Consider the following 15,012-nt stretch of genomic DNA (forward strand, 5'->3'; position numbering starts at 1 on the left):
ATCCTGATCTATGGCCTGGTCAAGCCCGCAGCCGCACCGGTGCCGGTGGATGCCAAGCCGGTGACCTGGGGCATCGTCTTCAACGTGCTGCGGGCGGTGCTGCCGACCCTGCTGCTGATCTTCGTTGTGCTGGGCTCGATCTTTGGCGGCATTGCCACCCCGACCGAAGCCTCAGGCGTCGGCGCCCTGGGGGCCACGCTGCTGGCGATCTACAACCGCAAATTCAGCCTCGGCGTGCTCAAGGATGTGGTCAAGGGCACCACCAATACCACGGCCTACATCTTTGCCATCTTTATTGGCGCCACCTGCTTTGCGCTGGTGCTGCGCGAACTCGGCGGCGACGAGCTGATCGAATCCTTCCTGACCGGCTTGCCCTTTGGCCCCTACGGCATCATCTTCTTTATTCTCGGCGTGATCTTCCTGCTGGGGTTCTTCCTCGACTGGATCGAAATCACCCTCATCGTGCTGCCGCTGCTGGCGCCGGTGATCTCGGCACTGGGGATCGAGATCGACGGCTACGGCGTGGTGGATAACCCGGAACTGGTGTGGTTCGTGATGCTGGTCGCCATGACGCTGCAGACCTCCTTCCTGACCCCGCCGGTGGGCTTCGCGCTGTTTTACCTCAAGGGTGTCTGTCCGCCGGAAGTCCGCCTCAGTGATATCTACCGCGGCGTGATTCCGTTCATCATCCTGCAGCTTATTGCCCTGCTGATCCTGGTGTTCTGGCCCCAGCTGGTGCTCTGGCTGCCGGCTAATGCCTATGGCTGACAGCCCGGGCTGCTCACGCAGCCCTGTTAATCCTTTTGACCGATGAGCGGTGCGTCACTGCCGCTCAGATGAGGCTATCGACAGATGAAACCGGCTTACTCCCTGTTCCTGCGGGAACTGGCGGCCTTTATCCCCCAGGCCCGCCTGATCACCGATCCGCTGCGCACGCTGGCCTACGGCACGGACGCAAGCTTCTATCGTCTCGTGCCCCAGATTGTGGTGCGGGTTGAGTCCGAGCAGGAAATCACCCAGCTAATACGCCTGGCCGGCGAGCAGCATATCCCCCTCACATTCAGGGCGGCCGGCACCAGCCTGTCCGGACAGGCGGTAACGGACTCGGTGCTGGTGCAGCTCGGCGATGGCTGGAAGGGACACCGCCTGCACGACGGCGCCCAGGCGATCAGCCTGCAACCCGGCGTCATTGGCGGCCATGCCAACCGCTACCTGGCGCCCTTTCACAAGAAAATAGGCCCCGACCCGGCCTCTATCAACAGCGCCATGATTGGCGGCATTGCCGCCAACAACGCCAGCGGCATGTGTTGCGGCACGGCGCAGAACAGTTTTAACACCCTGGCCAGCATGCGTCTGATACTGGCCGATGGCACCCTGCTGGATACGGCCAACCCGGATTCCGTTACGGCGTTTCGCAACAGCCATCAAGTGCTGCTGGAGTCGCTCGACAGCCTGGCCCGCCAGACCCGGGAAAACGAAGACCTTAGCCGGCGCATCGCGCACAAATACCGCCTCAAGAACACCACCGGCTACGCACTCAATGCCCTCACCGAGCACGAAGACCCGATCGAGATCCTGCAACATCTGATGATCGGCTCCGAAGGCACGCTGGGCTTCATGGCCGAAATCACCTACAACACGGTTGATGATCATCCGCACAAGGCGTCTGCGCTGATTTTCTTCGAACAGCTACAGACCTGCTGCGAGGCGGTCGCGCTGCTCAAGCCGACGCCGGTTGCTGCCGTGGAGCTGATTGATCGGGCCGGACTGAGCTCCGTTGAAAACAAGCCCGGCATGCCGGACTTTATACGGCACCTGCCTGGCGGCGCCACCGCCCTGCTGGTCGAAACCCGTGCCGCCAGCACCGACGCCCTGGCGCAACAGGTTAATGCCATCAGCGCAGCCATCGCCCATCTGCCGATGCTGCAACCCGCCCGCTTTAGCACCGACGCAGCCGAATGCGCCCAGTACTGGGCCATCCGCAAAGGCCTCTTTCCGGCCGTAGGTGCCGTGCGCGAAACCGGCACGACCGTCATTATCGAGGATGTTGCCTTCCCGGTAGAGCGCCTGGCGAATGCCGTCGCCGACCTGCACCGTATTTTCCAGAAGTGGGACTACCCGGACGCACTGATTTTCGGCCATGCGCTGGAGGGAAACCTGCACTTTGTCTTTACCCAGGCATTCGATACCGCCGATGCCCTCAGGCGCTATGAAGGCCTGATGAATGATGTGGCCGAGATGGTGGTTGGTCGCTACGATGGATCGCTCAAGGCCGAACACGGTACCGGACGCAACATGGCACCTTTCGTCGAACTCGAATGGGGCCAGGATGCCTATCAGCTGATGTGGCAGCTCAAAGAGCTACTCGACCCGCTGAATATCCTCAACCCCGGCGTGTTGCTCAATCGCGATCCCCGTGTGCACCTGGCAAACCTGAAGCCCATGCCCGCGGCCGACACGATTATCGACAAATGCATCGAGTGTGGATTTTGCGAGGCGAGCTGCCCGTCCAGGGACCTGACCCTTACCCCGCGCCAGCGTATTGTCATCTGGCGTGAAATTGCCCGCCTCGAGGCCAGCAATGAAGACCCGGAACGCCTGGCGCTGATGCGCCAGGAATATCGCTATCAGGGCACAGACACCTGTGCCGCCTGCGGCATGTGCTCCACCAGCTGCCCCGTAGGTATCAATACCGGTGACCTGACACGCGCCATTCGCAGCCGTGACAATGAAAACCAGACCCGGCTCGCGCAATGGCTCGCCGGCCATTACGGCGCCCTGAACCGTACCAGCAGGATCGCCTTTCGCCTGGCTGACAGTGCCCACGGCCTGCTTGGCAGCGCCGCCATGCAACGCGTAACCAGCACCATGCGCAAGCTCAGCGGTGGGCGTATCCCGCTCTGGACCGATGCCATGCCAAAGCCCGCAGCCAGAATTCGCACGGTGGAAGCAAGACCTGACAGCGACCGGCCAAAAATCGTCTATCTGCCAAGCTGCGCAAGCCGGACCATGGGACCCGCCAGGGGCAGCGCTGACAGCCGCTCCCTGGCCCAGGTGACCGAAGCCCTGCTGCAAAAAGCCGGATATGATGTGATTTATCCACAGGGACTCGACGACCAGTGCTGCGGCATGCCGTTTCAGTCCAAGGGCATGTTCGAGGCGGCTGACTTCAAGCGCCGCGAAACAGCCGATTTACTGCTCGATGCCACCGACAATGGTGCCTTGCCGGTGTACTCGGACACCAGCCCCTGCAGCCTGCGCCTGAAGGAATCACTGGATGCCCGCATTCGCCTGTACGACAGCGTGGACTTTATTGACCAGTTCCTGCTGCCCCGCCTTGAGATCCAGCCCCTCGATGAACCCGTGGCCCTGCATGTCACCTGCAGTGCCACGCGCATGGGCCAGACCGCAGCCCTCAAGCGCATTGTCAGCCTGTGCACGGAAAAGCTGGTCGTTCCGGAACAGATAGGCTGCTGCGGCTTTGCCGGCGACAAGGGCTTTACAACACCCGAGCTCAATGCATCAGCACTGCGTACCCTGCGCGACGCCGTGCAGGACTGCCAAGAGGGCGTGTCCACCAGCCGTACCTGCGAAATAGGCCTGACCCATCACAGCGGTATTGATTACCACTCGATCGTCTATTTGCTGGATCGGTGTTCGCGGGCCAGGGCGCAATAGCAGCTCATTAGGCGCGAACAAGGGCATGCAGCACGCTTGCTTCATGTAAAACAGGGACAGTAAGATGTCGCACTCAGACTACAGAAAGTAGCCTGGGCGCGGCCGACCCAATGGACGACTCAAGCAAGCACCTGCACACCCCAAGCTGCGACAGCCGCTAACGCAGCCAGTCGAGCACGGCCTTTTACCAAACACGAATATTGCAAAGGGAAGACTTTCAATGGACGACGCAACGCTCCTGCTACTGGAACGCATTTTTCAGGTCGTCTTCCCGTTGCTCGCCATCGTAGTCGTCGGATACCTTTATGCGCGGCGCATCCACACCGACATGTCGGTGGCCAACCGCGTGAATATGGATGTCTTCACGCCGGCCCTGATTCTGTCGGTTATGGCGGACAAGTCGTTTGACCTGGCCCTCTACCAGCACCTGGCCATCGGGGCTCTGTGTATCGTTATCGGCTCTGGCCTTCTGCTGGCACCGCTGTGCAGGGTAATCGGCATTCATCCCAAGACCTTTCTGCCGCCGATGATGTTCAACAACAGCGGCAACCTGGGTATTCCCCTGGCTGTGCTGGCGTTTGGCGAGCATGCACTGCCAGCCGCCGTGGTACTGTTTCTGGTGGAAAACACGCTGCATTTCACCCTTGGCATGTATATGCTCAACCCCCGCATTCATCCGCTGTCACTGCTGCGCATTCCCATGATACTGGCCGCCATTGCAGGCCTGGTGATCAGCGGTGCAGGCTGGGTACTGCCCGTCTATGTGAAGACCTTTGTAGACATGCTGGGCCAAATCGCAATCCCGCTGATGCTGTTTTCCCTTGGCGTACGCATGCTGAGCATCGACCTGTCGAACTGGCGCAGCGGCGTTATCGGCGCCGTACTGTGCCCGCTCAGCGGCGTACTGATGGCACTGGCAGTACAACAGGTTCTGCAACTGGAGGAGACCCAGTTCCACTATCTGCTTCTATTCGGCGCCCTGCCGCCGGCATTGCTGAACTACCTGGTTGCCGAGCGCTACAACCAGGAACCACAGCAAGTTGCATCGATCGTGCTGTTGGGCAATATCGCCAGCCTGGTCATCATCCCGCTGACCCTGGCCTTTATTCTGTAACAGCCTTGGCTGCGCTACTGCGAACTCCATAAAAAAACGGCGCCTTGTAAGGCGCCGTTTTTTTACAGCTTCCGGCTACTCCTTCGCGGGTGCCGGACTCACTCCGATAAAGTCACGGTTTTTATCCACCGTTGCTGCACCAATGCCTTTTACTGCACTGAGCTCATCAACACTGCCAAAAGGCCCATTGCTTTTACGGTAGTCTACGATGGCTTTTGCCTTGGCAGGACCGATGCCGACCATCACGCTGGACAGCTGATCGGCGCTCGCGGTATTGATATCCAGAGTCTCGGCCTGAACGGCGAAAACGGGCAAAAATGCAAGACAGAACGTCAGCAACAGTGCCCGCAACATGCGAGTGCTCATATGCACCTCCTTGTTGATTAGCAGCCAAACTTCCTGTTCGACTGTTAAGTAGGGATAGCATAGCACTCACAGTTGTGCCACTTATCGGGCTTGATCAAGCTCCCGCTGAATACGCTCAAGCACGGCCAGCGGATCTGCCGCCTGTGTAATCGGCCGTCCAATGACGAGATAGTCACTGCCCGCCCGTACCGCCTCACCCGGCGTCATGATACGACGCTGATCACCCGCGTCGCTATCGGCAGGGCGAATGCCCGGCGTCACCAGCTTGAAATCGGCACCAATCAGCGCGCGCAGTGGCTTCACTTCCTGAGCCGAACAGACCACACCGTCCAGACCGCTGCGCTCGGTCAACAGCGCCAGGCGCTTAACATGCTCCAGTGGCTCGATATCGATACCTATTTCACTCAGATCCTGCCGCTCCATGCTGGTCAGCACAGTCACTGCAATCAGCAGGGTGTTGCTGCCAGCAACGCTGTCGATTTCATTACGTGCCGCTTCCATCATTCGGCGCCCGCCCGAGGCATGGACGTTCACCATCCAGACGCCCAGCTCGGCCGCTGCCCGCACCGCCTTGGCTGTTGTATTGGGAATATCGTGAAACTTGAGGTCGAGGAAAACATCAAAACCGCGGTTTTGCAGCGTTTCCACAATGGCAGGCCCGCTGCGGGTAAACAGCTCCTTGCCCACCTTGAGCCGACACCGCGCAGGATCGAGCCGTTGCGCCATTGCGATAGCCTGCGCCTGATCAGGATAATCCAGCGCCACCAATACCTGTTTTGAATCCGTTGCCATGAAACCCTCACGTGTTAGCGTTCACTTTGCCATCAGGCCGGTGTGCAGCAGCGTGCGCCGCGCGGCGCCCATTATACAGTCAAAAAAGCAGGCTGCAGGCGTCAATGTACACAAACCAAGTCGGATTCTCAGTCGAAGTACATATTCGGTGGCTAAGTTGAAAATGGATCAGGGGAGCGTATTGAAGGGCGCCAGGACAGGAGACTACCGGGCGCTCCAATGGTGAGCAGGTACGATTTGAACGGCTATCTCAATGTCTGGAACGCCGGAACAGCGCACCGACTGCCCGGCAGTCGGTGCGACCCCCAAAGGTTCTGGACCTAAACGCTGTCCTTGGTCACCAGCGCGCGCTGCTGCTCCAGGTCATGCTGCGCAATGCTCAGGCGCTTGCGGGCCGAACGCAAACGGGTCTTGAGACCCAGGATCGCAACACTGCTCAGCAGCAGCCCGAGCACACCACCGCATACGAAAGCGGCGATCAGCCAGAGCGACAAACTCGCCTGGGGCAGTGTTACCAGGATCAGGTCGATCGAGACCTTGTCGGTATTATGAATTGTGAAAAGTATCCCAACGAACAGGAAGACGAGGCACAAAATGATAAGTAAAAGTGTTCTCAACCAGCGCACCGGATCAAGCCTCCAACAGGCAGAGTAAATTAACTCTAGAATTCAGACAGACTGTCATTGACCTGCTCCCGCAGCTCCTTGCCAGGTTTAAAATGCGGTACATGTTTAGCTGTCAATGGCACCGATTCGCCGGTCTTGGGATTACGTCCCACCCGAGGTGCTCGGTAGTGTAACGAAAAACTGCCAAAGCCACGAATCTCGATCCTGTCGCCATGCGCCAATGCCTCGGTCATGTGATCCAGCATGGCTTTGACTGCAAGTTCGACATCCTTTACAGACAGCTGATTATGACGATCTATCAGTCGTTCAATCAACTCTGACTTGGTCATGACAACTCTCCCTAAAGATTCAGGCTATTTGGCAAACCTTCATACCACTGACACTGTGCAGCCAACGCAATCTGATACAAACAGGGAGAGTCTAGCTCTCCCTGTTGATCAATCGTTCGACTTGTTCATCTGTGCCTTGATCAGGTCACCGATGGTTGTCGGGCCGGCGGATACCACCGGCTGCTCCTGTATCGATTTGAGCGCCTGCTGGTCGACCTTCGCATCCCGCTGTTTCTGCGACAGCTGAATCGTGCGGTTGCGACGATCAACATTGATGACAGACGCTTCTACCTCATCACCCGGTTTGAAGTGTGTCGCCAATTGAGCACCGCGATCGCCCGACACATCAGCCGCGCGCAGCACGCCGGTAATGCCCTCGGCAAGCTGTAGCGTCACCTGCCGAGCGTCAACCTCGCTAACCGTACCAGTCACCAGGGCGCCCTTGCCAAACTCCGCTGCAAACTCACCAAAGTGATCACCTGCCAGCTGCTTGACGCCCAGCGCAATACGCTCACGCTCGGTATCGACAGACAGCAGGACAGCAGTCAGATCGTCACCCTTGTTAAGGGTTTTGGCGACCTGTTCGCCTGGCAGATCCCAGGACAGGTCTGACAGGTGCACCAGGCCATCAATACCGCCATCAAGGCCGATAAAGACGCCAAAATCGGTAATGGAGCGAATCTTGCCGGTCAGCGTGTCGCCCTTGCTGTAGCGGCTGGCGAAGGCCTGCCACGGATTGTCACGGCATTGCTTCATGCCCAGGGAAATCCGGCGCCGCTGGGTGTCGATATCGAGCACCATAACCTCGATTTCATCACCAACCTGCACAACCTTGGAAGGGTGCACGTTCTTGTTGGTCCAGTCCATTTCGGACACATGAACCAACCCTTCAACACCAGGTTCAATCTCGGCAAAGCAGCCATAATCGGCCACATTGGTTACCCGCGCCGTCGACTTTGTGCCCACCGCATGACCATCCATCAGTGTCAGCCAGGGATCCTGACTGAGCTGCTTCAAACCGAGGGAAACACGGTTACGCTCAGTGTCGAACCTCAACACCTTAACGTCGATCTCATCACCAACCTGCAGAACTTCACTTGGGTGTTTGACCCTTTTCCAGGCAATGTCGGTGATATGCAGCAGGCCATCCAGGCCACCCAGGTCGATAAAGGCACCATAATCGGTCAGGTTCTTGACGACCCCCTTGACCACGATGCCTTCCTTGAGCTGTGCCAGCAGTTTGTCACGCTCCTCATTGTAGGAGGCCTGCAATACGGCACGGCGGGAAACAACAATGTTGTTGCGCTTGGCATCGAGCTTCACCAGCTTGAACTCGAGCTCAACACCCTCGAGATGCGCGGTATCGCGGATGGGTCGAATATCCACCAGCGACCCCGGAAGAAAGGCTTGTACAGCATCCAGATCGACAGTAAAACCACCACGCACCTTGCCAACGATCATGCCTTTGACAACTTCGTCCTTCTCGAACGCCTGTTCCAGCAGATTCCAGCTTTCGGCACGCTTGGCTTTTTCCCGTGACAGCATGGTGGCACCAAAGCCGTCTTCAACCGCTTCGAGCGCCACCTGTACGGTATCGCCAACACTGATACCAAGTTCGCCATGCTCGTTCAGAAACTGCTCGCGGGGAATAAAGCCTTCTGACTTCAGGCCCGTATGAACCATGACAAAGTCATTTTCGATGGCTACGACTGTTCCGGTGACGATGGAGCCCGGCGCCATCTTCAGGTCTTTGAGGCTTTCCTCAAAGAGTTCGGCAAAACTTTCGCTCATTACCGCCCCATCCTCACAAAACAGAAGCAACTCAGGTCAGACCTTTGTGTCTGGCCTGATCCAGAACCACGCTCAGAACCTCATCAATGCTCATCTGGGTCGAGTCCAGAATCACCGCATCGGCCGCGGGTTTCAGCGGCGCTACTGCGCGGTTCATATCACGGTCGTCACGTGCTTGAATATCAACCAATATCGTTTCAAGGCTAGCACCGAGCCCCTTATTTATCAACTGGTTATAACGACGCCGCGCACGTTCTTGTGCGCTCGCATCCAGATAAATTTTCAACTCGGCAGCGGGAAACACCACAGTACCCATATCACGTCCGTCTGCGATCAGGCCGGGTGCATCGCGAAATGCCCGCTGGCGCTCCAGCAACGCCTCACGCACGGGCCCGATCGCGGCTACCCGCGACGCATCTTCACCTGCCTCTTCGGTACGAATGAGTTGCGTTACCTCTTCGCCTTCAAGCAGGACCTGCACCTCATTATCTTCGCCATGCGGCACAAACTTCACATCCAGATGCGCCGCCAGTACCACCAGCGCTTCCTCGTCATCCAGCGCAACACCATGGTGCCGTGCAGCCAGCGCCGTCAGCCGGTACAGTGCACCACTATCCAGCAAATGCCAGCCCAGCTGGCGCGCCAGCAAGCGACAGATAGTCCCCTTGCCTGAACCGCTTGGACCGTCGATGCTGATTACCGGCACACTCATTTGCTTCGAGACCATCAGTCCCTCTCCTTACCTATTCTGAACCCCGCTCGACAAGCGAGGGCAACAAATTCGGGAAACGCAGCCTCAAGACAGGCACATTCCGCTATATAAATATCACCATCTGCACGCAACGATGCGACCGCAAAGGCCATGGCAACACGGTAGTCACCGCCGGCATTCAGCGCCCCCCCACCCATGGAGCCACCTCGAATACAGACACTGCCGGGCCCCATCAGGGCTTCTACACCCAGCTCACTAAGCCCCGTCACCACCGCCTGCAGCAATGTATCCAGCCCGTGGCGCAACTCACCCACACCTCGAATCCAGGTGGTGCCCTCAGCACAGGCCGCGGCAACCATCAACAGCGGCAACTCGTCGCTGGCGCGTGCCAGCAGTGCGTTCGGTACTTCTATCGCCTGCAAAGGCCGATAGCGCACACGTATATCCGCCACCGGCTCCCCCCCCACCTGAGTGGCATTTTCGAACTCGATATCCGCGCCCATCAGTCGCAATATGTCGATCAGCCCGGTACGGGTCGGGTTAATGCCAACATACTCAAGCAGCAACTCGGAACCCGGTGCAATTGCCGCCCCGACAATAAAGCAGGCCGCCAGGGAGATATCCCCCGGTATATCTATGCGCGCCGCCTGCAACTGGCCGCCGGCCTGCACTGCAACCCGTCCATCGGAATGATCCAGTGCCCAGCCAAGCCCCTGCAGCATTCGTTCGGTATGGTCTCGTGACGGTGTTGGCTCGCTCACCGTTGTGGTGCCGCTGGCGTAAAGGCCTGCCAGCAACAGCGCCGACTTTACCTGGGCGCTCGGAACCGGCAGCCGATGCCCAACACCGTGCAGCGGGTTACCGCCGCGGATGCGCAGCGGCGGCAAACCGCCTTCTGCCGTTTCTATTCGGGCCCCCATCTGCCGCAATGGCCGTACAACCTGCTCCATCGACCAGCTGGACAGTGAAACATCCCCCATCAAACAGGTGTCGAATGCCTGTGCCGCCAGCAAACCGGACAACAGCCGCATCGACATGGCCGAGCGCCCCAGATAGAGCGGCCCAGGCGGCGACTGCAGGCCGTGCAGGCCCACACCGTAGATCTTCACGGCCCCCTGATGCGGCCCTTCTATCACCACCCCCATATCGCGAAACGCCTGCAGCGTCGCTAGGCTGTCTTCGCTTTCAAGAAAGCCCTCTATCCGCGTAATACCCTCGGCCAAGGACCCCAGCATGATGGCACGGTGCGAAATAGACTTGTCACCCGGCAAGCGCACTGACCCGGTCAACGCTGCGCCCTGATACGCGAGGTAATTTACCGGTTGGCTGTGTTGATTCTGTGAATATGCAGAACTCGACAGTATGCGACTGAAGTGATCCCGCGATGCCTTGGCACGGGTGAAGATGCCCAGCATGGCCTGGCTGTCAGCCGTGCTGATAGCATGGCGCAGCTTCTCGACGCCTGCACTGAAACGGTCAAGCTGCGCAAGTATCGCATCGCTATTGCTGAGGCAAATGTCGTGCCACATGGTTGGATCGGAAGCTGCAATACGGGTGAAGTCGCGAAAGCCGCCCGCGGCGTAACGGAAAATATCGGTATTGGCGGCTTCCGCAGCCAGGGTATCCACCAGTGAAAATGCCAGCAGATGCGGCAAATGACTCGTCGCCGCCAGCACCTCATCGTGACGTGCCACATCCATTTGCAGCACCTGCGCCCCTACGGCCTGCCACATTCTGGCAATCACCAGCGTGGCCTGGCGGGATGAGGCGGGCGTGGGGGTCAGTATGACCTTGTGACGCTCAAACAGGTGCTCATCGGCCGCCGCCACGCCACTCTTTTCGGAGCCGGCGATCGGGTGGCCCGGAACGAAGGTGGCAGGCAAGGTGCCAAACACGGCCTGAGCGGCCTCGACAACATTGCCCTTGGTGCTGCCCACATCGGTCAGCAGCGTCTGCGGGCGCAGTGCCGTGCAGATGTCGGCCAGCACGGCGTCGGTGGCCTTGACCGGCACGGCCAGCACCACCAGGTCGGCGCTCGCGACGGCCTGGCGCAGATCCCGGGCAGCCTCGTCGATGACACCGAGCGCAAGGCCCGCCTCCAGCTCCGCCGGGTTGCGGTCATACCCGACCACTCGCTGGCAATAGCGCCGGTGTTTCAGGGCCTTGGCCAGGGAACCGCCGATCAGGCCGAGGCCAACCACCAGCACGTTATTGATGGAGAACTTCACGCAGACAAAACCTCTTCCAGCGCCTGCAGGCAGCGCCGATTCTGTGCCTCCAGGCCAATGCTGATACGCACATGATCAGGCATCTGATAGTTGGCCACCGGGCGTACGATCACGCCACGGCGCAACAGCTGCTGATAGACTGGCCCCGCCGGGCGCCCCAGCCCGACACAGACAAAGTTGCCCGCCGACGGAATCACCGAGAGCCCAAGCTGCTCAAGCCCGGCGACCAGCTGACGCATGCCCGCCCGGTTAGTCTCCAGCGTCCGCGCCAGGTACGCCCGATCCTGCAGCACAGCCTCAGCCGCGGCCAAAGCCGGCCCCGAGACATTAAAGGGCTGGCGCACCCGGTTCAGCAGATCCGTAATGACCGTATTGGCGGCGGCAAAACCCACGCGCAAGCCCGCAAGCCCCCAGGCCTTGGAGAAGGTGCGGGTGACGATCAGGTTCTCATAGCGCGACAGTAAATCCAGGCCATCGGGAAACTCGGGGTCGTCGCTGTACTCGGTATAGGCCTCATCGAGTACCAGGATCACGGACGGCGGCAGCGCATCCATGAAGGCGCACAGCTGCGCACGATTCAGCCAGGTACCGGTGGGGTTATTGGGGTTGGCGATAAAGATCAGTCGAGTGCGCTCGGTCACAGCGCGCAGCATGGCATCCAGATCATGGCCCCAGTCCAGCGCCTTGGTAACAACCGCCGTGGCGCAGCTGGCCTGGGTAATAATCGGGTACACCAGAAACGCGTACTGGGAATAGATAACTTCATCGCCGGGACGCAGGAAAGCACGGGCGACCAGTTCGAGCACATCGTTGGAACCGTTACCCAGGGTGATGCAATCGGGCGCCAGGCCATAGTGGCGCTGCAGCGCCTGTTTCAGATGATAGCCACTGGCATCGGGGTAAAGCTGTAATTCGCCCAGCGCCTGCTGCGCGGCTGCCAGCGCCACCGGACTTGGACCCAGCGGGTTTTCATTGCTGGCCAGCTTGACGATATCGGTCAGACCCAGCTCGCGCTCGAGCTCTTGCGCCGGCTTGCCGGGGACATACGGCTGCAGCCCCTGCACACCCGGGGTGGCCAAGGCGATAAAATCACAACCCATTTTTACGACTCCTGCGATAACGGATACTTACAGCACCGCCTGCGGATAAGATCCAAGGAGCTTGAGTTCAAGCGACTCTGATTCCAGCTCCTTGAACAGCGCCTGGACGGACGCGTCGGATACATGGCCTTCAAAATCAATATAGAACACTGTATTCCAGGGGCCCGACAGCGTACGGGTCTCGATGCGCGTCAAACTGATGCCGCGCTGGCGAAACGGTGCCAGCAAATCATAGAGCGCACCGGGCTTGTCGTGCGCGCAAACCAGAATGGAGGTCTTGTCATGGCCACTGGGCCCGACATCCTGGCGCCCCAGAATCAGGAAGCGACTGCTGCTTTCGGCCTGGTCCTCGATATTGCGCACAGCAACCTGTAGCGGGTAAAGCTCTACGGCCAGCTCGCTGCCAATGGCGGCCGCCAGCCCGGCATCAGCTCCAACCGAGGCCTCGCGGGCGGCATCAGCATTGGTCGCCACGGCAACGCGCTCCACCGAGGGGTAGTGCGCGTCCAGCCAGCGTCGACACTGGGCCAATGCAGACTGAGTGGCATAGATCCGCGTTACAGCATTGCGATCAACGGAAGGGGGCACCAGCAGATGATGGTGAATGTTCAGCTCCACCTCGCCGACAATCGACAGCTGGAAGCGGGAAAACAGGTCCAGGGTATGGTTCACCATGCCTTCGCTGGTGTTTTCGATCGGCACGACACCGTAGTGGGCGGTACCGGCTTCCACCTCGCGAAAGACCTCATCAAGCGAACCCAGCGGTGCCGTAATCGCCGACAGGCCAAAGTGCTTCACCGCCGCCTGCTGGGTAAAAGTACCTTCGGGCCCCAGGAAAGCAATACGCATCGGCTGTTCCAGCGCCAGACAAACCGACATCACCTCGCGGAACAGTCGTGCGACATCCCGCTCGGGTAGCGGTCCGGTATTGCGCTCCATCACCCGGCGCAACACCTGGGCCTCGCGTTCAGGACGATAGAACACGGCATCGCGACTGCCCTGATACTTCTGCTTTACTTCGGCGACCTGCTGAGCACAGGCCGCACGCCGATTAAGCAGCGTCTGAAGCTGCTGATCGATCTGGTCAATCTGGTCACGCAGAACCTGCAGTTCCTTTTCCTGCTCACTCATGGCTATGCCACTCTCATATCTGACTTAGGCGTGCTGCTGCGCAAATGCCTGCATGAAATCGATCAACGCATCCACAGCCGCTTCCGGCACCGCGTTGTAAAGACTCGCCCGCATGCCACCCACCGAGCGGTGGCCCTGCAGGTTAAGAAGACCCGCAGCTTCAGCCTGCTCCAGGAAGAGCCCCTCCAGCCCGGCGTCCGCCAGGGTGAAAGGCACGTTCATCAAGGAACGACACTCCGGCGCTATCGGGTTGGCGTAAAAACCGCTTTCATCTATATAGGCATAGAGTTTGGCTGCCTTGCGACGGTTCAGCTGTTCGATAGCCGCCACGCCACCCTGGCGCTTGAGCCACTGGAACACCAGCCCGGCGAGATACCAGCCGAAGGTCGGCGGCGTGTTGTTCATGGAGTCCGCCGCCGCGTGCACCTGGTAATCGAACATGGCGGGCGTTGATGCCGCCGCCTTGCCGAGCAGATCTTCGCGCACGATCACTACGGTCAGACCCGCAGGACCAATGTTTTTCTGTGCACCGGCGTAGATGAGCCCGAAACGGCTGACATCAATTTCGCGGGACAGAATATTGGAGGACATGTCCGCCACCAGCGGAACCGATCCGGTGTCCGGAATGTAGTTGTACTCGACACCACCGATGGTTTCGTTCGGCGTGTAGTGCACATAGGCGGCGCTGGGATCCAGCTCCAGCTCGGCCTGGGTTGGCACGCGCGTGAACTGCTCGGATTCGGTGCTGCCGGCAATGCTCACATAGCCATAGCGCCGGGCTTCAGCAATGCCTTTCTTCGACCAGATACCGGTATTGATGTAATCGGAACTGGTCTTGTCACCCAGCAGGTTCAGCGGCACCATGGCAAACTGGCTGGTCGCGCCGCCCTGCAGGAACAGCACCTTGTAGTTGTCCGGAATGGCCATCAGGTCGCGCAGGTCCTGTTCGGCCTGCTCGGCAACCGACACAAAGGCCGCACTGCGATGACTCATTTCCATGATCGACAGCCCCTGGCCATGCCAGTCGAGCATTTCGTCACGGGCCTGTTCCAAAACCTCGGTCGGCAACGCCGCGGGACCAGCACTGAAATTGTATTTGCGACTCATGTTCTCGCTCAAACTCGTTCCAGGTTACAGATAAAAGG

Annotated in this window: 13 protein-coding genes; 3 read left to right on the forward strand and 10 right to left on the reverse strand. The window is 59.3% G+C overall.

What is annotated here, in order from left to right:
• The 3 genes from F451_RS0112065 to F451_RS0112075 form a co-directional block, all read left to right on the forward strand.
• Nucleotides 1–768: TRAP transporter large permease subunit (locus tag F451_RS0112065; protein WP_020681626.1), on the forward strand; the 768-nt coding region annotated here is incomplete at its 5' end.
• Nucleotides 769–852: 84 nt separating this feature from the next.
• Nucleotides 853–3,678, forward strand: coding sequence for an FAD-binding and (Fe-S)-binding domain-containing protein (locus tag F451_RS0112070; protein ID WP_020681627.1), 2,826 nt, complete (start codon nt 853–855; stop codon nt 3,676–3,678).
• A gap of 220 nt (nt 3,679–3,898) precedes the next feature.
• Nucleotides 3,899–4,792 carry an AEC family transporter gene (locus tag F451_RS0112075; RefSeq protein WP_020681628.1) on the forward strand — a complete coding sequence of 298 codons (894 nt, stop codon included), beginning with the start codon at nt 3,899–3,901 and terminating at the stop codon, nt 4,790–4,792.
• 75 nt (nt 4,793–4,867) lie between these two features.
• Here F451_RS0112075 and F451_RS0112080 read toward each other — a convergent pair whose 3' ends face one another.
• From F451_RS0112080 to serC, 10 genes are all read right to left on the reverse strand, one after another.
• Nucleotides 4,868–5,158 (reverse strand): ComEA family DNA-binding protein, encoded by a 291-nt coding sequence (locus F451_RS0112080; RefSeq protein ID WP_020681629.1) that lies wholly within the window; start codon nt 5,156–5,158, stop codon nt 4,868–4,870.
• Nucleotides 5,159–5,239: 81 nt separating this feature from the next.
• Nucleotides 5,240–5,950: an orotidine-5'-phosphate decarboxylase gene (pyrF, locus tag F451_RS0112085; RefSeq protein WP_020681630.1), complete on the reverse strand. Its 711-nt coding sequence runs from the start codon at nt 5,948–5,950 to the stop codon at nt 5,240–5,242.
• A gap of 320 nt (nt 5,951–6,270) precedes the next feature.
• Entirely contained in the window at nt 6,271–6,576 is a 306-nt protein-coding gene (locus F451_RS0112090) for a lipopolysaccharide assembly protein LapA domain-containing protein (protein ID WP_040879772.1), read from the reverse strand.
• Between the two features lie 35 nt (nt 6,577–6,611).
• Complete coding sequence (locus F451_RS0112095; protein WP_020681632.1) at nt 6,612–6,905, reverse strand: integration host factor subunit beta; 294 nt, start codon at nt 6,903–6,905, stop codon at nt 6,612–6,614.
• A 108-nt stretch (nt 6,906–7,013) separates the two neighbouring features.
• Nucleotides 7,014–8,696, reverse strand: coding sequence for a 30S ribosomal protein S1 (gene rpsA, locus F451_RS0112100; protein WP_020681633.1), 1,683 nt, complete (start codon nt 8,694–8,696; stop codon nt 7,014–7,016).
• A 31-nt stretch (nt 8,697–8,727) separates the two neighbouring features.
• Complete coding sequence (gene cmk, locus F451_RS0112105; RefSeq protein WP_020681634.1) at nt 8,728–9,423, reverse strand: (d)CMP kinase; 696 nt, start codon at nt 9,421–9,423, stop codon at nt 8,728–8,730.
• Nucleotides 9,423–11,636: a bifunctional prephenate dehydrogenase/3-phosphoshikimate 1-carboxyvinyltransferase gene (locus F451_RS0112110; protein ID WP_020681635.1), complete on the reverse strand. Its 2,214-nt coding sequence runs from the start codon at nt 11,634–11,636 to the stop codon at nt 9,423–9,425. Before F451_RS0112110 ends, cmk begins: the two co-directional genes overlap by 1 nt.
• Nucleotides 11,633–12,736, reverse strand: coding sequence for a histidinol-phosphate transaminase (gene hisC, locus F451_RS0112115; protein WP_020681636.1), 1,104 nt, complete (start codon nt 12,734–12,736; stop codon nt 11,633–11,635). The genes F451_RS0112110 and hisC overlap by 4 nt, the downstream gene beginning before the upstream one ends.
• 27 nt (nt 12,737–12,763) lie before the next feature.
• On the reverse strand, nt 12,764–13,867 hold the full coding sequence (gene pheA, locus F451_RS0112120) for a prephenate dehydratase (protein WP_020681637.1): 1,104 nt from the start codon (nt 13,865–13,867) through the stop codon (nt 12,764–12,766).
• A 24-nt stretch (nt 13,868–13,891) separates the two neighbouring features.
• Complete coding sequence (gene serC, locus F451_RS0112125; RefSeq protein ID WP_020681638.1) at nt 13,892–14,974, reverse strand: 3-phosphoserine/phosphohydroxythreonine transaminase; 1,083 nt, start codon at nt 14,972–14,974, stop codon at nt 13,892–13,894.
• Between the last annotated feature and the right edge of the window lie 38 nt (nt 14,975–15,012).

The sequence above is a fragment of the Marinobacterium rhizophilum DSM 18822 genome (assembly GCF_000378045.1).
GTDB classification, from domain to species: Bacteria; Pseudomonadota; Gammaproteobacteria; order Pseudomonadales; family Balneatricaceae; genus Marinobacterium_A; species Marinobacterium_A rhizophilum.

What these genes read in the sequence shown, in the direction of transcription:
- cmk (WP_020681634.1), bottom strand. Translation starts at nt 9,423, where the DNA reads ATGGTCTCGAAGCAAATGAGTGTGCCGGTAATCAGCATCGACGGTCCA.
- F451_RS0112080 (WP_020681629.1), bottom strand. Translation starts at nt 5,158, where the DNA reads ATGAGCACTCGCATGTTGCGGGCACTGTTGCTGACGTTCTGTCTTGCA.
- hisC (WP_020681636.1), bottom strand. Translation starts at nt 12,736, where the DNA reads ATGGGTTGTGATTTTATCGCCTTGGCCACCCCGGGTGTGCAGGGGCTG.
- F451_RS0112075 (WP_020681628.1), top strand. Translation starts at nt 3,899, where the DNA reads ATGGACGACGCAACGCTCCTGCTACTGGAACGCATTTTTCAGGTCGTC.
- serC (WP_020681638.1), bottom strand. Translation starts at nt 14,974, where the DNA reads ATGAGTCGCAAATACAATTTCAGTGCTGGTCCCGCGGCGTTGCCGACC.
- rpsA (WP_020681633.1), bottom strand. Translation starts at nt 8,696, where the DNA reads ATGAGCGAAAGTTTTGCCGAACTCTTTGAGGAAAGCCTCAAAGACCTG.
- F451_RS0112095 (WP_020681632.1), bottom strand. Translation starts at nt 6,905, where the DNA reads ATGACCAAGTCAGAGTTGATTGAACGACTGATAGATCGTCATAATCAG.
- pyrF (WP_020681630.1), bottom strand. Translation starts at nt 5,950, where the DNA reads ATGGCAACGGATTCAAAACAGGTATTGGTGGCGCTGGATTATCCTGAT.
- F451_RS0112070 (WP_020681627.1), top strand. Translation starts at nt 853, where the DNA reads ATGAAACCGGCTTACTCCCTGTTCCTGCGGGAACTGGCGGCCTTTATC.
- pheA (WP_020681637.1), bottom strand. Translation starts at nt 13,867, where the DNA reads ATGAGTGAGCAGGAAAAGGAACTGCAGGTTCTGCGTGACCAGATTGAC.